Source organism: Cribrihabitans pelagius, from assembly GCF_048820915.1.
GTDB lineage: Bacteria > Pseudomonadota > Alphaproteobacteria > Rhodobacterales > Rhodobacteraceae > Cribrihabitans_A > Cribrihabitans_A pelagius.
Genome location: NZ_JBMERR010000008.1, coordinates 146,265 through 165,480, shown reverse-complemented (window position 1 = coordinate 165,480; position 19,216 = coordinate 146,265). Strand labels below are relative to the sequence as shown.

At 66.9% G+C, this 19,216-nt stretch carries 23 protein-coding genes; 12 read left to right on the top strand and 11 right to left on the bottom strand.

Features of this window, described 5'->3' with window-relative positions:
- Positions 1-177: 177 nt before the first annotated feature.
- Positions 178-1,053 carry a glutathione-dependent disulfide-bond oxidoreductase gene (yghU, locus tag ACOHX0_RS09520; protein ID WP_420676441.1) on the top strand — a complete coding sequence of 292 codons (876 nt, stop codon included), beginning with the start codon at positions 178-180 and terminating at the stop codon, positions 1,051-1,053.
- A 309-nt stretch (positions 1,054-1,362) separates the two neighbouring features.
- Here the strand turns inward: yghU and ACOHX0_RS09515 are convergent, their stop codons facing one another.
- Positions 1,363-2,151 carry an SseB family protein gene (locus tag ACOHX0_RS09515; RefSeq protein ID WP_420676440.1) on the bottom strand — a complete coding sequence of 263 codons (789 nt, stop codon included), beginning with the start codon at positions 2,149-2,151 and terminating at the stop codon, positions 1,363-1,365.
- Positions 2,148-2,756 (bottom strand): uracil-DNA glycosylase family protein, encoded by a 609-nt coding sequence (locus ACOHX0_RS09510; RefSeq protein ID WP_420676439.1) that lies wholly within the window; start codon positions 2,754-2,756, stop codon positions 2,148-2,150. Before ACOHX0_RS09510 ends, ACOHX0_RS09515 begins: the two co-directional genes overlap by 4 nt.
- A gap of 253 nt (positions 2,757-3,009) precedes the next feature.
- On the opposite strand from ACOHX0_RS09510, the gene ACOHX0_RS09505 reads away from it, so the two are divergent.
- Genes ACOHX0_RS09505 through ACOHX0_RS09490 form a run of 4 tightly spaced genes read left to right on the top strand, consistent with a single transcriptional unit; the run spans position 3,010 to position 7,841 of the window.
- Positions 3,010-3,669 (top strand): ABC transporter ATP-binding protein, encoded by a 660-nt coding sequence (locus ACOHX0_RS09505; protein ID WP_420676438.1) that lies wholly within the window; start codon positions 3,010-3,012, stop codon positions 3,667-3,669.
- Entirely contained in the window at positions 3,647-5,461 is a 1,815-nt protein-coding gene (locus tag ACOHX0_RS09500) for a KpsE/RkpR family capsule polysaccharide export protein (RefSeq protein ID WP_420676437.1), read from the top strand. The genes ACOHX0_RS09505 and ACOHX0_RS09500 overlap by 23 nt, the downstream gene beginning before the upstream one ends.
- 28 nt (positions 5,462-5,489) lie before the next feature.
- Positions 5,490-6,323 carry a 3-deoxy-8-phosphooctulonate synthase gene (kdsA, locus tag ACOHX0_RS09495; protein ID WP_420676436.1) on the top strand — a complete coding sequence of 278 codons (834 nt, stop codon included), beginning with the start codon at positions 5,490-5,492 and terminating at the stop codon, positions 6,321-6,323.
- 21 nt (positions 6,324-6,344) lie between these two features.
- Positions 6,345-7,841 (top strand): phosphomannomutase/phosphoglucomutase, encoded by a 1,497-nt coding sequence (locus ACOHX0_RS09490; RefSeq protein WP_420676435.1) that lies wholly within the window; start codon positions 6,345-6,347, stop codon positions 7,839-7,841.
- A 223-nt stretch (positions 7,842-8,064) separates the two neighbouring features.
- On the opposite strand, the gene ACOHX0_RS09485 is transcribed toward ACOHX0_RS09490, so the two are convergent.
- Both ACOHX0_RS09485 and ACOHX0_RS09480 read right to left on the bottom strand, forming a co-directional pair.
- Positions 8,065-10,128: an AsmA family protein gene (locus ACOHX0_RS09485; RefSeq protein ID WP_420676434.1), complete on the bottom strand. Its 2,064-nt coding sequence runs from the start codon at positions 10,126-10,128 to the stop codon at positions 8,065-8,067.
- Between the two features lie 130 nt (positions 10,129-10,258).
- A complete protein-coding gene (locus ACOHX0_RS09480; protein WP_420676433.1) occupies positions 10,259-10,663 on the bottom strand; it encodes a hypothetical protein in 405 nt (134 codons plus the stop codon).
- Positions 10,664-11,119: 456 nt separating this feature from the next.
- On the opposite strand from ACOHX0_RS09480, the gene rimO reads away from it, so the two are divergent.
- The gene (rimO, locus tag ACOHX0_RS09475; RefSeq protein ID WP_420676432.1) at positions 11,120-12,526 is read left to right on the top strand and encodes a 30S ribosomal protein S12 methylthiotransferase RimO; all 1,407 of its coding nucleotides are present in this window, start codon (positions 11,120-11,122) and stop codon (positions 12,524-12,526) included.
- A gap of 139 nt (positions 12,527-12,665) precedes the next feature.
- Positions 12,666-12,908 carry a CDGSH iron-sulfur domain-containing protein gene (locus ACOHX0_RS09470; RefSeq protein ID WP_420676431.1) on the top strand — a complete coding sequence of 81 codons (243 nt, stop codon included), beginning with the start codon at positions 12,666-12,668 and terminating at the stop codon, positions 12,906-12,908.
- Between the two features lie 32 nt (positions 12,909-12,940).
- Here the strand turns inward: ACOHX0_RS09470 and ACOHX0_RS09465 are convergent, their stop codons facing one another.
- The 4 genes from ACOHX0_RS09465 to ACOHX0_RS09450 form a co-directional block, all read right to left on the bottom strand.
- Entirely contained in the window at positions 12,941-13,246 is a 306-nt protein-coding gene (locus ACOHX0_RS09465) for a DUF6455 family protein (RefSeq protein ID WP_420676430.1), read from the bottom strand.
- Positions 13,247-13,400: 154 nt separating this feature from the next.
- Positions 13,401-13,679, bottom strand: coding sequence for a DUF6455 family protein (locus ACOHX0_RS09460; RefSeq protein ID WP_420676429.1), 279 nt, complete (start codon positions 13,677-13,679; stop codon positions 13,401-13,403).
- Between the two features lie 90 nt (positions 13,680-13,769).
- Positions 13,770-14,174, bottom strand: a complete 405-nt coding sequence (locus ACOHX0_RS09455) for a YigZ family protein (protein ID WP_420676428.1) — start codon at positions 14,172-14,174, stop codon at positions 13,770-13,772.
- An 11-nt stretch (positions 14,175-14,185) separates the two neighbouring features.
- The gene (locus tag ACOHX0_RS09450) at positions 14,186-14,908 is read right to left on the bottom strand and encodes a M48 family metalloprotease (protein WP_420676427.1); all 723 of its coding nucleotides are present in this window, start codon (positions 14,906-14,908) and stop codon (positions 14,186-14,188) included.
- Positions 14,909-15,058: 150 nt separating this feature from the next.
- On the opposite strand from ACOHX0_RS09450, the gene ACOHX0_RS09445 reads away from it, so the two are divergent.
- The gene (locus ACOHX0_RS09445) at positions 15,059-15,322 is read left to right on the top strand and encodes a hypothetical protein (RefSeq protein WP_420676426.1); all 264 of its coding nucleotides are present in this window, start codon (positions 15,059-15,061) and stop codon (positions 15,320-15,322) included.
- Here ACOHX0_RS09445 and ACOHX0_RS09440 read toward each other — a convergent pair.
- Positions 15,271-15,585 (bottom strand): DUF167 domain-containing protein, encoded by a 315-nt coding sequence (locus ACOHX0_RS09440; RefSeq protein WP_420676425.1) that lies wholly within the window; start codon positions 15,583-15,585, stop codon positions 15,271-15,273. The two genes, ACOHX0_RS09445 and ACOHX0_RS09440, sit on opposite strands and share 52 nt — an antisense overlap.
- A gap of 235 nt (positions 15,586-15,820) precedes the next feature.
- Between ACOHX0_RS09440 and ACOHX0_RS09435 the strand changes: the two genes are divergently transcribed.
- Together ACOHX0_RS09435 and ACOHX0_RS09430 are read left to right on the top strand one after the other, a co-directional pair.
- On the top strand, positions 15,821-16,399 hold the full coding sequence (locus ACOHX0_RS09435) for a nitroreductase family protein (RefSeq protein ID WP_420676424.1): 579 nt from the start codon (positions 15,821-15,823) through the stop codon (positions 16,397-16,399).
- A complete protein-coding gene (locus tag ACOHX0_RS09430) occupies positions 16,396-17,088 on the top strand; it encodes an EI24 domain-containing protein (RefSeq protein ID WP_420676423.1) in 693 nt (230 codons plus the stop codon). The genes ACOHX0_RS09435 and ACOHX0_RS09430 overlap by 4 nt, the downstream gene beginning before the upstream one ends.
- Positions 17,089-17,229: 141 nt before the next feature.
- Here ACOHX0_RS09430 and ACOHX0_RS09425 read toward each other — a convergent pair whose 3' ends face one another.
- Both ACOHX0_RS09425 and mce read right to left on the bottom strand, forming a co-directional pair.
- Positions 17,230-17,505, bottom strand: a complete 276-nt coding sequence (locus ACOHX0_RS09425) for a DUF1467 family protein (protein WP_420676422.1) — start codon at positions 17,503-17,505, stop codon at positions 17,230-17,232.
- Positions 17,506-17,562: 57 nt separating this feature from the next.
- Complete coding sequence (gene mce / locus ACOHX0_RS09420; RefSeq protein WP_420676421.1) at positions 17,563-17,967, bottom strand: methylmalonyl-CoA epimerase; 405 nt, start codon at positions 17,965-17,967, stop codon at positions 17,563-17,565.
- A gap of 168 nt (positions 17,968-18,135) precedes the next feature.
- Here mce and ACOHX0_RS09415 point away from each other — a divergent pair, with 168 nt between their 5' ends.
- Both ACOHX0_RS09415 and ACOHX0_RS09410 read left to right on the top strand, forming a co-directional pair.
- Positions 18,136-18,855: a response regulator gene (locus tag ACOHX0_RS09415; protein WP_420676420.1), complete on the top strand. Its 720-nt coding sequence runs from the start codon at positions 18,136-18,138 to the stop codon at positions 18,853-18,855.
- Between the two features lies 1 nt (position 18,856).
- Positions 18,857-18,997 carry a hypothetical protein gene (locus ACOHX0_RS09410; protein WP_420676419.1) on the top strand — a complete coding sequence of 47 codons (141 nt, stop codon included), beginning with the start codon at positions 18,857-18,859 and terminating at the stop codon, positions 18,995-18,997.
- Positions 18,998-19,216 lie beyond the last annotated feature (219 nt).

Below are 19,216 nucleotides of genomic sequence, written 5' to 3'. Positions count from 1 at the left end.
CGTCCTTGTGTCGCGCAATGAACCGGGCGTGAGGGTCCGGCCCTTTTCCCCACGCCGGGTACGCAAGGCCATTGGAATTTGCGGAAAACCGCTTATCTCTGCCGGAGCCGGGCGGCGCCCCATGCGCAATTGCCTGCTCAAGGATCAACGGAACAATCAGAAAAGAAGGCCCGACAGATGAGTGACTCTTCTTACACCCCGCCCGAGGTCTGGACCTGGGACCAGGAGAATGGCGGCAAGTTTGCCTCCACCAACCGGCCCATTGCCGGCCCCACCCACGACAAGGAACTGCCAGTGGGCAAACACCCGCTGCAGCTCTACTCGCTGGCCACTCCGAACGGCGTGAAGGTCAACATCATGCTGGAGGAACTGCTGGCGGCCGGTCATCAGGGCGCGGAATACGACGCCTGGCTGATCGACATCGGCGAGGGCGACCAGTTCGGCTCGGGCTTCGTCGGGCTGAACCCCAACTCCAAGATCCCGGCGCTGGCCGATCACAGCGGTGATACCCCCCAGCGGGTGTTCGAAAGCGGGTCGATCCTGGTCTACCTGGCCGAAAAGTTCGGCGCCTTCCTGCCCAAGGACGGTGCTGCACGGACCGAGACGATGAACTGGCTGTTCTGGCAGATGGGCAGCGCGCCGTATCTCGGCGGCGGCTTCGGCCATTTCTACGCCTATGCGCCGGAGAAGTACGAATATCCGATCAACCGCTTCGCGATGGAAACCAAGCGCCAGCTCGACGTGCTGGACCGCGAGCTTGCGGCGCGCAGCTATATCGCGGGCGAAGAGTACAGCATCGCCGACATCGCGATCTGGCCGTGGTACGGCCAGCTGGTGCTGGGCCGGCTTTATGACGCGGCGGAGTTCCTGGATGCGGAGAGCTACACCCATGTGATGCGCTGGGCCAAGGCCATCGACGGCCGCCCCGCGGTACAGCGCGGCCGCAAGGTGAACCGCAGCTTCGGCGAACTGGAGATGCAGCTGCACGAGCGCCACGACGCCAGCGATTTCGACACCCGCACCCAGGACAAGCTGGAGCAGGCGGCCGAGTAAAGCCCTAGGGGCGCGCTCCCGCGCCCGCAGCCGCGGCGGCTTGCGCCGCCGCGGCTTTATGCGGCCTTGGGCCGGGCGCCGCGCTTTGCGCGGCGCTTTTGCGTTCCGCAGTCCGGCATCCGGTGAATGCAGGCGCAGCGGGTGCCCGGCATGACAGCCGCGCAACCGCCGCGTTGGGTTCCCTTCCGGCAAATTTGCGCCCCGCCCAACCGGAACGGTGCCTGTTCAAAGGCGCCGGAGCGCGCTGGAGGGGACCGCATGCCGCGGATTATCCCTGCAGCCACGCCGCGAAACCGCAAGCTGCCCGGCTCAGCGCAGGCGCGGCGGCTTGTCGGGGTTGCTGCCAGGCACCTCGGCCGTCCGCACCTTCGGCTCGGGCGGCGCGGGCAGCTCAAACCGGAGCCCGGCCCGGGCCAGGCTGGCGGCGGCGGGCTCTTCCGCTTCGAAGAAGCCCACATCCATCGCCCCTGCCTCAACCCCCGAGAAGGTAAGCGCCTCGCCCGCCGCCTTGGCCAGCGGCGCGCGCGCCCCCTCGGCGGCGCCGACAAAACCCAGGAGATGCCCCTGCCCGCCGCCGGCATAGCGCACCCCGGCGAGATAGGCCGCCTGCGCCAGCCCGCCGGCCGAGGCCAGCTTGCCCTCCAGCGCGGACAGGAGCGCCCCGGGCAGGCCCGCAGGCGGCAGGAAGGATTCGATACGGGCCTCAACCTCATCCGGCGCATGGCCCAGCGTGTGGTTGAGCCAGTCCACTGCCTCGGCTGGCAGCAGCAGGGACGAGGGCGCGACCTCGAGGTTCAGGCCAAGGCCTATCCCCTGCCCGGCCAGCATTTGCGCCGCCATCCGCCCCGTGAGCCCGGCATAGGGCACTGCCCGGCCTGCAAACTGCGCCAGCCGCTCTTCGCGGTCGAACACCAGCACGAAACGGCCCTCCGGCGTCTCGAAGAGCTCAGGCGAGATCGTCTCGCTCCCGGCCTCGGCCGCCAGCAGCAGGAACAGCTCGCTGTCGCCCAGCTGTTCGTAGAACCGCAGCCGCGCGGCGTCGCTTCCGGCGGTCTCCATCGCCGCATGGGCCTGGTCCAAGGGGGTTTCTTCGCTCATCGCATCAGCTCCTTCACCCGGGCGCGCAGCGCGGGCAGCACATCACTTTCGAACCATGGGTTCTGCTTCAGCCACCCGGTGTTGCGCCAGGAGGGATGCGGCAGCGGGAAAACCTGCGGCGCATGTGCGCGCCAGTTGCGCACCACCTCGCCGACCGGCGCCTTGGTGCCAAGGTGATAACGCTGCGCCGCCCCGCCCACAAGCACCGTCAGCCGCAGGTCCGGCAAGCAGGCCATCACCTGGTGGTGCCAGGTCCGGGCGCAGACCGGGGGCGGCGGCAGGTCGGCCTTCTGGCGGCTGTAGCCGGGAAAGCAGAAGGCCGTTGGCACGATCGCGACGCGGTCCTTGTCGTAGAACTCCGCCTCCGAAAGCCCGAGCCAGGCGCGCAGCCGGTCGCCAGAGGCATCGGTGAAGGGGCGTCCGCTTTCGTGCACCCGCGCCCCTGGCGCCTGGCCCGCGATCAGGATCCGTGCCGAGGGCCGGAACCAGACCACCGGGCGCGGCGCGTGCGCCGTGGCGGTGGCGGCAAAGCGGTCCGCGCAGATCCGGCAGGCGCGGATGCTGCGCTTCAGCGCCTTCGCTGTCGTGGCGTCGGATGTGTCCATTGCGATCTCCTGGCCGTTTCCCGGCCCACTCCGGTGTATGACGCTGCGTGATCCCGGCTGCTCCTGCCGCGGCATCATGGTTAAAACTTCATTGATCAATTACGTCACAATTCGACATAATAAAGCCCAAATCGCGGCGTAGCCCCTTAACTCTCGTTTGATAGGAAGACCCGGCGGGTCCCGTGAGAGGCCTGCGCAGCAAGAGGCAGCAAGCGCCCCGCCAGCGGGCCGAAGGGCAGCACCGGAACCAGCGATGCTCGAGTTTGAGAATGTCAGCAAGTCCTTTTGGACCGGCACCCAGCGCAAGGTGATCCTGGACCGGGTCTCCTTCCGGGTAGAGGCCGGGCGCTCGCTGGGTATTCTCGCCCCCAACGGCACTGGCAAGACCACGCTGATCAACATGATGGCGGGGCTGGAAAAACCCGACGAAGGAGAGATCCGCCGCAACTGCAAGGTCTCCTTCCCGCTCGGCTTCATGGGCGGCGTCGTCAGCCGCCTTTCGGCGATGGAGAACAGCCGCTACATCGCCAAGCTCTACGGACTCGACCCCGACTACGTGGAGGCCTACTGCCGCTGGCTCTGCGGGCTGCGGGAGTACTTCGACCAGCCGCTCGGCACTTATTCCTCGGGGATGCGGGCGCGGTTCAGCTTCTCCTTGATGCTGGCGCTGGATTTCGACATCTACCTGATCGACGAGGGCATGCCGAGCACCACGGATGTGGAGTTCAACCGCAAGGCCGGCGAGATCCTGAAGGAGCGGCTGCAGACCACCACCATCATCATCGTCTCCCACCAGGCGAAGACGCTGGAGAAATTCGCGCGGTCGGCGGCGGTTCTGCTGCAGGGCCAGCTGCATATGTTCGACACTTTGGAAGAAGCGAAACAGCTCTATGACTACGAAACCGAGAGCTAGGAAATTCCGCATCCGCCGCAGCCCCTCGGCTGCCGCGGCGGCTGCGGCACCGGCATCGTCCGGCCCTGCGGCTGCGGAGCAGAAGCCCGCGGCGCCAGCCCGGCCGGCGCCCCCGGAGGCCGGGCTGGCGGTAGCACGCCCCGTGCCGAAACCTGCCCCGCAGCCCGAGGCGCGCTCTTCCATGCCGCCGCAAGCTCCGCCCCGCGAGGTTGCGCAATCGCCCCCGGCCCCGCCCGCCAGCAGTCCCGCCCGCAGCCCGGCGGACACTCCGGCCAGCAGCGCAGCACCGAAGCCGCAGATGGCGCCCAAAGCACTCACCGGCCTGGTCAGCCCCGCCGGCGAAACCAAGCTGGAGAAGGATCTTTCCGATATCCGCAAGGAAGGGCTGACCGGCCGCCAGCTGCGGCTGGCACGGCGGATGGCGCAGAAGCACAACCTTCCCGCTGCCTCGGACTTCGAGGCGGTGCACATGCTGCGCGCCCGCGGCATCGACCCGTTCAAGCGCGCCAACATGCTGGAACTGGTGGTGCCGCAGAACACCGCACAGCCGCCCGGCAGCCCGGCAGCGCCGGGCCGGGTGCAGCTGCCGCAGACCGTGCCTGCGGGCAAGACCACGCTGCCTTCGGCAGAGCTCAGCCCGGCGGAACGGCGGGCTCAGGAGATCCAGAAGATCCAGAGCGGCATTACCCGCCGCCGCCGCCGCAAGCTGTCGATGCTGGCGGCGCGGCTGTCGTTCTTCGTGCTGGTCCCGACCCTGGGCGCGGGGTACTACTTCTACGAAGTTGCGACGCCGATGTACTCCTCCAACTCGGAGTTCCTTGTGCTGAAGGCTGACAGTGCCGGCGGCGGCGTCGGCGGATTGCTGAGCGGGACGCAATTTGCCACCAGCCAGGATTCGATTGCGGTGCAGAGCTTTCTGCAATCGAAGGAGGCGATGCTGCGGCTCGACCGCGAGGCCGGGTTCAAGGCGCATTTCACCCAAGACTGGATCGACCCGATCCAGCGGCTGGACCCCGCGCCCACGAACGAGGAAGCCTATGCCGCCTATTCGCGCAACGTGAAGATCGGCTATGACCCGACCGAAGGCGTGGTGCGGATGGAGGTTTCGGCTGCCGACCCGCAAGCGGCTGCCGGCTTCTCGCGCAAGCTGATCTCCTACGCGCAGGAAAAGGTGAACAGCCTCTCCCACCAGAAGCGCACAGACCAGATGTCCGAGGCTGAAACCGCCCTGGCCGACGCCGAAGCCCAGCGCCGCGCAGCACAGGAGCAGCTGGTGGTGCTGCAGCAGCAGGGCTCGGTGCTCGACCCCGAAGGCGTGGTGGCGGCCCTGCGGGCGCAGATCAGCACCTTCGAGGTCCAGCTCGAGGAAAAGCGGCTGGAGCTGGCGGCGCTGATGGACAACGCCCGCCCCAACCGGGCCAAGGTCTCGGGCGCCGAAGCCGACATCGCACGGCTGGAGCAGGTGATCGAGAACCTCAACAACCGGATGATCGATGCTTCGGCCGGCGAAAACTCGCTCGCCAACCTGCGCATTCAGATCCAGATGGCCCAGGCCGACCTTGCCACCCGCGACCTGATGCTGCAATCGGCCTTGCAGCAGGTGGAAACCACGCGGCTGGAGGCCAACCGGCAGGTGCGCTACCTGACCACTGCGGTTGAGCCCGTGGCGAGCCAGGAGCCCTCCTATCCGCGCAAGTTCGAGAATACCGTTTTGGCTTTCCTGATCTTTTCCGGTATCTATCTGATGTGTTCCCTGACCGCGTCCATCCTGCGCGAGCAGGTCTCCTCGTAACGCTATCGGAAGCCCCATCGGAAACCCCATGAAGAACATCGATATCGCCGGCCTCTCCATCGGCAATGACCGTCCGCTGACCGTCATCGCCGGTCCCTGCCAGCTGGAAACCGCGGATCACGCCCGGATGATTGCCGGGTCCGTGAAAGAAGCCTGCGAAAAGGCCGGTGCGCAGTTCGTGTTCAAGGCCTCCTACGACAAGGCCAACCGCACCTCGCTCTCGGGCAAGCGCGGGCTCGGCATCGACGAGGGGCTCAAGGTGCTGGACACGATCCGGCGCGAATTCGATGTGCCGGTGCTGACCGATGTGCATACCGAGGCGCAATGCGCAGTGGCGGCCGAAGCCGTCGACATCCTGCAGATCCCGGCCTTCCTGTGCCGCCAGACCGACATGCTGCTGGCCGCGGGCCGCACCGGAAAGGCGGTGAACATCAAGAAAGGCCAGTTCCTGGCGCCCTGGGACATGGCCAATGTGGTCTCCAAGGTGGAAAGCACCGGCAACGACAAGATCCTGCTGACCGAACGCGGCACCTCTTTTGGCTACAACACGCTGGTGGCCGACATGCGGTCGCTGCCGCAGATGGCGCAGGGCGGCTACCCGGTGGTGATGGACGCCACCCATTCCGTGCAGCAGCCCGGCGGCAAGGGCGGCTCCACCGGCGGGCAGCGCGAATTCGCGCCCTTGATGGCGCGCGCCGCGGTATCACTGGGCATTGCCGCGGTCTTCATCGAAACCCACCAGGACCCGGACAATGCGCCCTCCGATGGGCCCAACATGATCTATCTCGACCAAATGCCGCAGCTGATCGACACATTGATGCGTTTCGATGCGCTGGCAAAAGCCGACCCGATCCGTATCTGATTTCAAGGAAGAGTATTTGTGATGAACAAACCGCTGCCTGAGGTGACCCCGAACACCTGGAGCTTCCTGCGCGACGCGATGATCACGCCCACGGGCTTCCGCGAATATGACGCACGCTGGAAATACCCCGAGGAAATCAACCTCCCCGGCATGACCGCACTGGGCCTGGGGCTCGGCACCCAGATCCGCAAGCGCGGCATCGAACCGGTGATCGCGGTCGGCAACGACTACCGCGACTATTCGCTGACGATCAAGAACGCGCTGATCCTCGGCCTGATGCAGGCGGGGATCGAGGTCAAGGACATCGGCCCGGCGCTGTCGCCGATGGCCTATTTCGCCCAGTTCCATCTGGATGTGCCGGCGGTTGCCATGGTCACCGCCAGCCACAACCCGAACGGCTGGACCGGTGTCAAGATGGGCTTTGACCGGCCGCTGACCCATGGCCCGGACGAGATGGGGGAGCTGCGCGATATCGTGCTGAACGGCGAAGGCGTGGCGCGGCCGGGCGGCTCATACGAATTCGTGGATGGCGTGAAAGAAGCCTATATCGACGACCTGGTGGGAGATTTCAAAATGTCCCGCCCCTTGAAGGTGGTCTGCGCCACCGGCAACGGCACCGCCTCGGCCTTTGCGCCCGAGCTGTTCAAGCGCATCGGCGTGGAGGTGGTCGAAAGCCACAACCGGCTCGACTACACCTTCCCGCATTACAACCCCAACCCCGAAGCGATGGAGATGCTGCATGACATGTCCGCGTCGGTGAAGGCTTCGGGCGCCGATCTGGCGCTTGGCTTTGACGGCGACGGCGACCGCTGCGGCGTGGTGGACGACGAGGGCGAGGAAATCTTTGCCGACAAGGTGGGCGTGATCATGGCGCGCGATCTCAGCAAACTGCACCCCGGCTCGACCTTCGTGGCGGATGTGAAATCCACCGGCCTCTTCGCCTCCGACCCGGAGCTGCAGAAGAACGGCGTAAAGGCGGACTACTGGAAGACCGGCCACAGCCACATGAAGCGCCGGGTGAAGGAAATCGGCGCTCTGGCGGGATTCGAAAAATCCGGCCACTACTTCCTCGCCGAACCGGTGGGCCGCGGCTATGACTGCGGCATGCGGGTGGCGGTGGAGATCTGCAAGATGCTGGACCGCAACCCGGACATGAAGATGTCGGACATGCGCAAGGCCCTGCCGAAGACCTGGTCGACCCCGACCATGTCGCCCCACTGTGCCGATACCGAGAAATACAGCGTTCTGGAGCGGCTGGTGCAGAAACTGGTGGCCAAGCACGAGGCGGGCGACGGTTTTGCCGGCCGCGCGATCAAGGAGGTCGTCACCGTGAACGGTGCCCGGGTGATCCTGGACAACGGCTCCTGGGGGCTGGTGCGGGCGTCCTCGAATACGCCGAACCTGGTGGTGGTTTGCGAAAGCTCGGAAAGCGAAGACGAGATGCGCGCGATCTTTGCAGGTATCGACGCGGTGATCCGCACCGAGCCGCAGGTGGGCGACTACGATCAGACCATTTGATCCGGTTTGCACAAGGTTTTTCGCCTGCTGACGCAGGCGATCCGCGCCCGCCTTCGGCGGGCGCTTTTTTGCGCTGAGAAGCGATGTAAGGGCAATTCTGCCCTTACCTGCGCCACATCCAGTGTATGGCGCCTGCGGCCGCGTCAAGGACACGCCGGGCGCAGCCCGGGGGCCTCCGGCCCTCCTTGACCCGGCCGCAGGCTTGGAGGTGCCCTCGCAGGGCTCAGTTGCCGCCAAGCAGGCGTTGCAGCTGCTCGCGCGCTTCCTGCTCGATACGCTCTTTCAGGATCCGGTTCAGGTCCTGCACCGGAGGCGCGCTGGCAGCCGGCGCCTGACCGGGGATAGCCAGAGGTGCGGAGGGCCCTGCATTCGCGGGGCCGGACGGAAGCTCAAGCCGCAGCTCCTCGTTCAGCTTCCGGCGCAGCTTGTCCTTGGCCTTCTCCTCGATCACGTCCTTCAGTTCGTCGAACTCCGGCGCCGTGGCCCGCGCAAGATCCGGGCGGATCTCCGGATCGTGCCAGGGGCCGGTGACGCGGACCGGGATGGTGAGCAGCCGGACGCCGGCTCGCTCCAGCGCCGGGGTGAAAGTGTAATTCAGGGTGCGCGCGCCAAGCCCCACCTGGCCGGCCCCGAAGATGGACAGCTGCTTGAGCCGCATCACCAGGTCAGAGTTGCGCAGCACGCCGTACTTGATGGTGAAGCTGGCGCTCAAGCTGTCAAACAGGGTGCTGCCGCCATTGCCGCGGCCGCTGCGCATCAGCTCTTCCAGGTCGAAACCACTGAAGAACCCCCTGCCCGCCGCGACCCTCCCCTTGCCGCTGAGCGTGTGCATGATCTCCGCAACCGAGGCGCCGCTGCCGAGGAACTCCAGCTCGCCGTCCGCCAGGCTGCTCAGGTTGCCGACCCCCAGAAGCTCGCCCAGCGCGCGTTCAAGCCGGATGTTCTCAAAGGCGAGGTTGCCGCCGGCCGACAACCCGCTGCGGTTGTTGAGCACCAGTTCGCCGCGCAGTTTGCCGCCAAAGGCTGCTGCCGGTTGCAGCTGCAGCACAGCGCGGGCGCGTTCGTTGGTGAGGGTGAGGCGGCTGGCGCCAAGCGTCACGCCGCCGGTGTCGAGGCTTTCGAAGCTGAGATCGAGCGTGCCATCCGCCAGCGCCAGAAAGCCGGCGTCGATGGGGGTCTCGGGCCAGCCGCGCGCCAGCCGCGCGCCCGAGCCGGAAGGGGCCGCCCCTTCATCTTGCGCACTGCCCTGCCCGGTCAGCCGAAGCAGCAGGTCCGAAACATCCAGCGCGCCGCCGTTCAGGCGGGCGGTGATACGCGGCACCGCGCCGGGCTCGATGTCGGCCGCCCCGGTTAGCCGGTTGCCCGCTACCTCTGTGCGCAGATCGCGCAGCGCCAGCAGGCCGCCACTATGGAAAGTCGCCTCGGACGACAGCGTGGCAGGCAGGGAGACGTCCTCGGGCAGCCTGGCCGCCGGCACACCGAGGACCCGGGCAAACGCCACCGCATCAGCGGTGTCTGCCGTCAGCCGCCCCTGTGCCGCGCCGTCAATAGCCGCGGTGCCGAAGAAGCGCAGAGTGCCGCCGGGCGCGGTGAGCGTCGCATCCAGCGGCGCGGTGGCACCGCTGAGGAAACTGGCAAAGTCCTGCACTGCGGCATTCACCCGGACCGGCGCGCCAGCCGGGCGCAGGGTCAGCCGCGCCTGTGCCGCCTGATCCCGGTCCGGCCAGTCTAGCGTCAGGTCGATATTGTCCAGCGTGACCGGAGGTTTGCCATGGGCAGCATAGCGGAGCGAGGCCCCTGTCAGCTCCATGTTTTCGATCAGCACCGGCCGCGCCGCCCCGCCCGCATCCGCGCCCTGCCCAGGGTCCTGATCCGTGTCCTGTCCCGTGGCCTTCCCGGCAGCAGAGCCGAACTGCCAATTCCCGGTGCCGTTCTCGCGGGTCTGCAGGTTCAGATGCGGCAGGATGGCCGAGAGGCCGGTGATCCGCACATCGCCGCGCAGAAGTGCGGCGGGCTCCATCGCGATGGTCAGCCGCTCGGCCCGCAGGAAGGGCTCGGACCCGGCCCACTCCGCGTTCGACAGGCTCACCGCATCGGCCTTGATGCCGAGCACGGGCCAGAAAGACAGCTCCACGTCGCCGCCAAAGGTCAGCGTGCGCCCTGTCTGCGCCTCAAGCCGCGCGGCAGCCAGCTGCGCGATGCGCTCGCCCGGCAGCAGCAGCAACAGCCCCGCCAGCACCGTCACTGTCAGCACCACTGCCGCGATGACCCGGGTTATCAGCTTCATCGGCCCGCTCCTCATGACTTGCCCCCCGTTCCCGGAGAGTCTTTTCTCCAGCTTACCGCGTGGCCGCAGGGGTGCAATGCAGGATGTGGTTACACCTTCGCGAGGTCCGCGCGGCCCGGAAATGCTTCTTCTACCGCAGCCTAAACCGCTGGCGCAGGCCAAGGCCGGCGAAGAACAGAAGCGGCAAGCCGGCGACGGTCTGGATGCCCGGGAAATATTGCAGGACGGCGGGCAGTGCCCCCAGCTCCTCCTTCGGGAATGTGCGCCCGAATCCGAACAGCGGGAACACGCTGGAGAAGCTCAAGCCCATGGCCCAGATTCCCAACAGCCACAGCGTGGGCCGCAGGATGGAATAGCCGTATTCAGAGAATTGGCCGAACAGCAAGCAAGGCAGCCGCTGAGAGATGGAGCCGATTTTTCCGGCTATGTGCATCTCACGGCGGAAGAAGAAGTGTTCGTCTTCGGGCAGACCTTGTTTGACGAGGACATGCCTGGTGGCAGCATTGGTATCCTGCGCACGCTCCGAGGTATGCACGACGTTTTCCGGCCAAGCCTGGATAGCGCTGAAAAGGCAGTTTTCCTATGCAGTTCTGTACCAGAGAAATCCGGGTACGCGGGCACAAATGCACGGTCTTCGAAACTGGCAGGACGCTGAAACTGATAGTTCCTGAAGCTTGCACCATCGCCGTTCCGGCTTACGTCAAAGCGCGCGGCCGTGAAGCAGGTTACTGTTGTGCTCCCGATAATGCGTCAAACAGGCGTTGCCGCTGGCTGCTGGCAATGGCGAAAAGGCTTCGGCACATAGCCGAGGGCAGCGCCTGACCTTGGCGAGGTGCAAAGCGCCTTCCTAAGGGGAAGGTCAGTCGCTGCGTGCCAGCGGCCGGACGAAGGATTTTTAACGGCGCCAAAGGCTGCCCGGCCCGCCGCCCGGGCACCAGCCTTGCAAAATCCTCCATTCCCAAACGCCCGCGCAGCCGCTATATGCGCGCGCATGACCAGCAACCCGCCAGATCTCCGCCCCGACCTCGCCCCGAAACTGCAGCTGAGCGACGCCCCCCGCGCAGGCCAGCCGACGCTCGGCATGGTCTCGCTTGGCTGCCCCAAGGCGCTGGTCGACAGCGAGCGCATCCTGACCCGGCTCAGGGCCGAGGGCTATGGCGTCTCGCCGGATTATGCGGGCGCCGATGCGGTGATCGTGAACACCTGCGGCTTCCTCGACAGCGCCAAAGCGGAAAGCCTGGAGGCAATCGGCGAGGCGTTGAAGGAGAACGGCAAGGTGATCGTCACCGGCTGTCTCGGCGCCGAGCCCGACTATATCCGCGAACACCACCCGCGCATCCTCGCCGTCACCGGCCCGCATCAGTACGAGCAGGTGCTGGACGCGGTGCATGCAGCCGTCCCGCCCGCGCCGAACCCCTTTGTGGACCTGCTGCCAGAGGCCGGTGTGAAGCTCACGCCGCGGCACTTCAGCTATCTGAAGATCTCCGAGGGCTGCAACCACAAGTGCAAGTTCTGCATCATCCCGGATATGCGCGGCAAGCTGTCGTCGCGCCCCGTCCACGCGGTGCTGCGCGAGGCGGAAAAGCTAGTCGAGGCCGGCGTGCGCGAGCTCCTGGTGATCAGCCAGGACACTTCCGCCTATGGGCTGGACCGTAAGTATTCGACCCATCCGTGGAAGGGGGAGGACGTGCGGAGCCACATTCAGGACCTCGCAAGGGAACTCGGGCGGCTTGGCCGTCCGCAGGACTTGTGGGTGCGGCTGCACTATGTTTACCCCTATCCGCATGTGCGCGAGCTGATCCCGCTGATGGCGGACCCGGACAATGCGCTGCTGCCCTATCTGGACATCCCCTTCCAGCACGCCCACCCGGATGTGCTGCGCCGCATGGCACGGCCCGCCGCGGCGGCCAGGACGCTGGACGAGATCCGTGCCTGGCGCGAAACATGCCCGGACATCACCCTGCGCTCCACCTTCATCGTCGGCTTCCCGGGCGAGAGCGAGGCGGAGTTCCAGCACCTCCTGGACTGGATGGACGAGGCGCAGCTCGACCGGGTCGGCTGCTTCAAGTACGAAAACGTTGAGGGTGCGCGCTCCAATGACCTGCCGGACCACGTGCCGGAAGAGGTGAAGCAGGAGCGCTGGGAACGCTTCATGGAGAAGGCGCAGGCGATCTCGGAAGCCAAGCTGGCGGCCAAGGTGGGCCTGACTTGCCAGGTCATTGTCGACGACATCGACGAAGACGGCATCGCAACCTGCCGCACCAAAGCCGACGCGCCCGAAATTGACGGCAACTTGTTCATCGACGAGGGCACCGGGGCGCTGGAAGCGGGCCAGCTGGTGACGGTCGAGGTCGATGAGGCCGGGGAATACGATCTCTGGGGGCGCCTGCCGGGCTGACCGGCGCGCTCACCCCGGCAAGCGACTGCACGTTCAGGCCCGCGCTTTTGCGCGGGCTTTTTTAGTCAACCCCCTACCTTGGCGCTGTAATCCCGCTATCTTCTGCCTGAACACCTCCTGACAGGAAGCGGCCAACACCATGAGCGCAGATGCGAAAATTGCCCAGAAGGGCCCCTACCCGGTCGAGGTGACGGCCGGGAAGGCCTATTTCTGGTGCGCCTGCGGTCGGTCCCAGCGGCAGCCGTTCTGTGACGGCTCGCACAAGGACAGCGGGCTGGAGCCGGTTAAATACAAGGCGGAGAGGGACGCCAAGGTGTTCTTTTGCGGATGCAAGCAGACTGGCAACCGGCCGATTTGCGACGGCAGCCACGCCCGGCTCTGATCCAGCCGGACGGGCGTGAGAGGCCGCCGCGATCAGGGTTTCAGCCGTTCGATCAGTTCCGCGCTGGGGCAGAACGCTGGCACCGTGCCCTTCCCGCCCTGCCCGGCAGACAGCCACAGCGCGCAGCGGTTGCTGCAGCCCGCGCCGCGGCAGGAAGTGACCATACGGGCATACTCCAGCCCGCTCAGCCGCCTGTCCTTCAGTGCCGCGCTGAGGTCGACGCCTGCCGACTCGGCAACCGCCTTCAATAGCCACAGGTGGCGGAAGATACTGCCCAGGGGCGCGCCGCGCTGTGCCGCGCCTTCTTCTGCCTCGGCCTCCCGCGCCAGGTCCTTCATGCCCGACCCCCGGCCAGCCCGGCCTGCACGGAGGCGGTGCCGCAGCCCGGCAACTCCGCGGTGCAAGCCAGCCCCACCTGGGCGAGAAGTTTCAAATAGCGAATCGGTGCGCCCAAGGCTTGCATCGGCACTCTCCTTTGCAGGTTGGGGCAGGTCAGCCCCGCAGTTCGTTCAGATAGGCAAGCAGATCGCGGTTGCGGCAGAAATCAGGCGCTTCGGCTCTCTTCCGGGGCGGCCTCTGCCCTGGAGCACCCGCCAGCCATTTGCGGCACGCGCCCTCGGCGCCGCAGCGGCTGCAGCGCAGCACCGCTTCCGCTATCTCGTCAAACGGCAGACGGCCCGCGATGGCCTCCTCCTGCAGGTCGAGCCCCTGGGCGTCGGCCATCCGGTCGAACAGCCCTGCGTGCTTTCTCAGCTTCGAAGATGAAATCATCGCACGGTCCCCCCATTTCATTCATACCCGCTGCACCTTAGAGGCGCGCCGCGGGCGGGGATTTGACTCAGGTCAAAGAAAATTGATTTTTCACAACTCCGTGGCGAGGTGTTCGAGATAGGCCCGCACCGCATCCTGCACCCGGCGGAAGCGGTCGCCGCCCAGTTTCTTGCCGCCGTACCAGCGGGTGACGATGATGACGTGATCCGCCAGCCCCTCGCGCTCCATCATCCGCAGGATCACCATTCCGGCGCCGCTTTCGCCGTCATCGGCCTTGAGCGCGCCTGCGGGCAGCATCGCGGCCCAGGTGTTGTGAGTCGCCTTGGCATAGGCGCGGTCCGTCTTGAGCTCCGCCAGAACGGCGTCGACCTCCGCGCGCGAGGCGGCCCGCGCGCCGGACACGGCATAGCGCGAGCCGCGGTCGCTCAGCACCACCCCCAGCCGGGTCAGCGCCGGTTTCCCGCCGGGCGTCCGGTTCGGGGTGGTCCCGGGCACCGCCGCCATGCTCAGTTCAGGCCGTTAGCCTGGATCGTCGCCTGCACCACCCGCACCCGGTCCGGGTTGGCCGGGTGGGTGCCGAGGAAGCGGTCGCCCGGATCCGGCAGCCGGTTGAAGAAGCGCACGCCGACGCTGGGGCGGTAGCCCGCCTTGTGGGTGATGATGGTGCCCAGCTCGTCCGCCTCCAGTTCGTAATCCTTGGAGTAGCGGCGCGCACCTACCGAAGCGCCGAGATCCCGGGCGGTGGTAACCTGCGACCCGCTGGCGCCTGCGATCGTGGCGAGGCCAGCGCCGACCACCGAGCCGAGCACGGCATTCTGCTGCTGCCGCGCCAAGTGGCCGCGCACATGGTGGGCAACCTCATGCGACATCACGAAGGCCAGTTCGTCGCGGTTGGCAATCTGGCCGAGCATGCGCTGGGTGAAGGTGATCACTGGCCGCCCGTTGCGGTCCAGGCTCTGATAGGCGTTGGGCGCGGCATTCGGGTTCGGGTCGATGCGGATCAGGAAATCGCAGTTGAGCCCCTGGGTCCGCGCCCGGCATTCACGCTCGCCTACCGGCTCCACCCGCTGCGTGACCGCGGCAAAGGCGGCACGGGCCTCTCCCGGGGGCATGCCCTGAACCCTCGGCGCGGCACCTGCGGGCACGGTCTGCGGTCCCGGCACGACCGCGACGTTGCAGGCGCTGACGGCAAAGGTAAGCAAACACATAAGACGGCTAACACGGCGCATGGCAGATCCTCTTGACGTTTCCCGGCACAATATCGTGCTTGCGGCGGGAGGTTCAATCGCCCCCCGGCGGAAGTCCGCCGCAGCACCGGTGCCATATGGTAACGATTAGAACGCTTGCCAGTTCCCCGGCTGCGGTGGCAGGCTGGGAACATGTTTACCATCGAACATGAATTCGACTCGACGGTCATCACCCTGGTGGATGAAGACGGCCTGCCGCTGCAGGAAGACGTGACTATCAACGCCTTTGCCGAATGCGTGACCGTGGAACAGCTTGATCCGCGCACCGGGAATGTCCAGAAAATCACCCTTTCGCATCTCCAGGTGCGCGACCTTGCCGCGGCTCTCGACCTGCCCGAAGGTGTCTACCGCCTGGTGGCGGAGGACGGGGAGGCCGCCGGCGACGGGCCGGAATAGACAAACACCTTGTCGCGCGCCGATGCGCCGCGGCGCAGCTCAAGGTTGGAGGGCGCGGTGCCCATCGCTGCCGCCAGAAGGCGGCGGATGGCACTGTTTGCCCTGCCGTTCACCGGCGCGGCGGTAACGGCGATCTTCACCCGTCGCGCGGTCGGTGCGACCGCATTTCGGGCTGCCTTGGGCGTGGCCCGCACCGCGATCTCCGCGCCGGGAATGCAAAGCCGGGACAAGTCCGGCAGGACTTTCGTCTTTGCTCTTGCCATGCCGCCTTGATGCCGCATCAGAGCGGGAAAGGCCATGGACTTCGCCGCCCCTGCGGCTACCTTGCAGCCCCGACCTTCCAAGCCCGCTGCCGCGCCTGACCGCCGCGCTGCCCGCAAGGCCCCATGCCAGCCACCCGCCGGAAAGCCCCCAAGGCCCCGCAACAGTCCGGCGCCCCTTGAAAATTCCCTCCGGGCCGCCGACATTGGCAGCGCCTGATGTAAAAAGGTTTCACATATGCCCCCACGCAACGACGCAGCCCTGGAATTTCTGCTGACGCGCCGCTCGCGTCCGGCCAAGACGCTGGGCGCCCCTGCCCCCAGCCGCGAGGAGTTGCTGCCGATCCTGACCGCCGCGGCGCGCACGCCCGATCACGGCAAACTGGAACCCTGGCGCTTCATCGTGGTGGAGCGGCCCGCGATGGCGCGGTTGTCGCGGCTCACAGCCGAGGCCGGCGCGCGGCTCGGCAAATCGCCTGAGGACATCGCCAAGGGTTGCAGCCAATTCGACCTCGGTCAACTCGCAGTGGTCGTGGTCGAAGTGCAGAGAGAGAGCCCCAAGGTGCCGCCGGTGGAGCAGAGCTACTCGGCCGGTGCCGCCTGCCTTGCACTGCTGAACGCGGCGCTGGCGGCGGGCTGGGGCGCCAACTGGCTGAGCGGCTGGGCCAGTCACGACGCGGGCTTCTGCCGCGACGCCTTCGGGCTGCAGCCGCACGAGCGCATTGCCGGCATCATCCACATCGCCACCGAGCGCAGCGCCCCGCCAGAGCGCCCCCGCCCCGACGTCACCGCCATTACCACATGGGTAACCGAATGATTTTCGACGCCTTCTTCAAGACGCTGGGCCAGACCGGCGATCCCCGCTTCCGCCGGGTTCTGTTCCTCGGCCTGGCGCTGACGGTGGCGCTTCTGGTGGTTTCTTATGCCGCTTTCCTCGCGCTGATCCAGTGGCTGGTGGGGCCGGAAACCACTCTTCCGCTCATCGGCGAGGTCACCTGGCTCGATGACCTCCTCTCGGCGGGCTCGGTCCTGGTGATGCTGCTCTTGTCGGTGTTCCTGATGGTGCCGGTGGCCTCGGCGATCACATCGATGTTCCTGGACCAGGTCGCCCAGGCGGTGGAGGACAAGCACTATCCCGCGCTGCCCCCGGCCGCCAGCGTGCCTGTTTGGGAGGCCATCAAGGATACGGTGAACTTTCTCGGCGTGCTGATCGGGGCCAATATCCTGGCGCTGATTTTCTACCTGATGTTCCCGCCCGCGGCGCCGTTCATCTTCTGGGGCCTGAACGGCTTTCTGCTGGGGCGGGAATATTTCACCGTCGCCGCCGCCCGCCGCATCGGCACAGCGGAGGCCAAACGTATGCGCCGCCGCCATGCGGGTGCGATCTGGGCCGCTGGCACACTGATGGCGATGCCGCTGTCGATCCCGCTAGTGAATCTCTTGGTGCCGATCCTCGGCGCGGCCACCTTCACTCATATTTTCCACAGCCTCAGCCGCCGCGGCTGAGGCCTGGCGGAACGGCTGCAGGGGCAGCCCCGCGCCGCGCGCCAGCGCGGCGCCCGGCCCAGCGGGCGCAGCGGCATCTTTGATGCTTCCGGCGCCGGGCGGGAGGTCTCGGGTCCAGCTTGTGCGAACAGGAGCCCCGGATCACTCCGGATCGGGCATCATGTCCATCCAGTCAAAATCATTGACCGAGATGATGCCGGACAGGATGATCCCCGCAATTACCGCCCAGAGCAGCGCCGCAACCCCCGTGGTAATCCAGGCCTTGCGCTTCAGGTGGTGCTGCTCCGGCGCGCCCGCGTGCGTGCCGGGCACGATCTCGCCCCGGTCGCCTTGGGTTTCCAGCCGGATCGGGATCACGACCAGGAACGTCAGGAACCAGATCACCGCGTATAGAACCAGTCCGGATGTGATGCCCATGGCGCAGACCCCTTGCTATTGCCCTGCCCCGGCCGCCGGGGCAGGCCGCTTCTAGCCTCAAACCTGTTCGAGTTCCACCAGGCAGCCGTTGAAATCCTTCGGATGCAGGAACAGCACCGGCTTGCCGTGGGCGCCGATCTTGGGCTCGCCCGAGCCCAGCACCCGCGCGCCCTGCGCCTTCAGGTGGTCACGCGCCGCCAGGATGTCTTCCACCTCGTAGCAGACATGGTGGATGCCGCCCGAGGGGTTCTTTTCCAGGAAGCCCGCGATCGGGGAGTTCCCGCCCAGCGGATAGAGCAGCTCGATCTTGGTGTTGGGAAGCTCGATGAACACCACCGTCACGCCATGATCCGGCTCGTCCTGCGGCGCGCCCACCTTGGCGCCCAGCGCGTCGCGGTACTGGGCCGAGGCCGCCTCCAGATCGGGCACGGCGATGGCAACGTGGTTCAGGCGTCCAATCATGACGGGGGTGCTCCTCTCACTGTCATTCCTGCCCCGCTTATGCGCGGCAGCCGGGACGCGGGCAAGTGCGCCAATCCGCACGGGACCTGCCGTTAACCCGGAATTAGCCTAGTCTCCCTAGCGTCAGAGTCGACCTGCACGGAGATTCCCGCAAGGAGCTTGTTAGTTATGGACGATTTGGACCTGTTTGCCGCGGCACAACGTTTGCCGACCACCCGCCGCCCGCTGCTGGGGCTGACCATACTTGTGGTCGAGGACAGCCGCTTTGCCTGCGAAGCGCTGCGCCTCCTCTGCCTGCGCAGCGGCGCCCGCATCCGCCGCGCGGACTGCCTGAAATCGGCGCGCCGCCACCTGCAGACCTACCGGCCCTCCGTGCTGATCGCCGATCTCGGCCTGCCGGACGGCTCCGGCCTGGATCTCATCCGAGAGCTGATGGACGCAAGCCCGCGCCCCGGCGTGATCCTGGCGCTCTCCGGCGATCCCGCGCTGGAGGACGCCGCACTGGAGGCCGGTGCCGCCGGTTTCCTGCCCAAGCCGATCACCTCGCTTGCGGCATTCCAGCAGGCGATCCTCTCCTGCATGCCGCTCGGCCGCGGGATGCCCGGCCCGCGCGCGCTGGAGGACGAAACGGTGGAGCCCGACTTCCTCGCCTTCCGCGACGACATGGCCCATGCCGCCGACGTGCTGAACGAATCGCAAGGCGGGCAGGCGCTCGACTACATCGCGCAGTTCCTCGGCGGTGTTGCCCGCAGCGCCGGAGACCGCCCGCTGGCCGATGCCGCCGACCGCCTGGCGCAGGCCCGGCAGGACGGCGGGCCGCTGGCCTGCGATACCGCCGCCATCGCCGGTCTTGTGCAGGAACGATTGCAGCGCCCGGCCGCCATCTGAGATGATCGGGACGTTTCTGACCACCCTCGCGGCGCTCGCCATCGTGCTCTATGCGCAGGCCTGGTTCGAGGCCCGCGGCATTCGCCGCAACCGCCGCCGCGCCGCCAGCCGCCCGCTGATCCTGCACCCGCCGGAACGCTAGGCGGCCGCCCGAAGCGGCGTTGCCGCCCGCGCTCCTGGCCCTGGGCAACCCGGGAAGCCCGCTTTGGCTTGCGCCTGTCACAGGATGGTGGGCGCACCGGTCCCGCCGGGACAGCACCAAGCGTCCGGCCCTCTCCTGGCGCAAAGGAAACGAACACCTTCGCGCATGTCCAAGAGGTCGGTCACAAGACCGCATATCGGCCGAAACCGGCCGGATCTC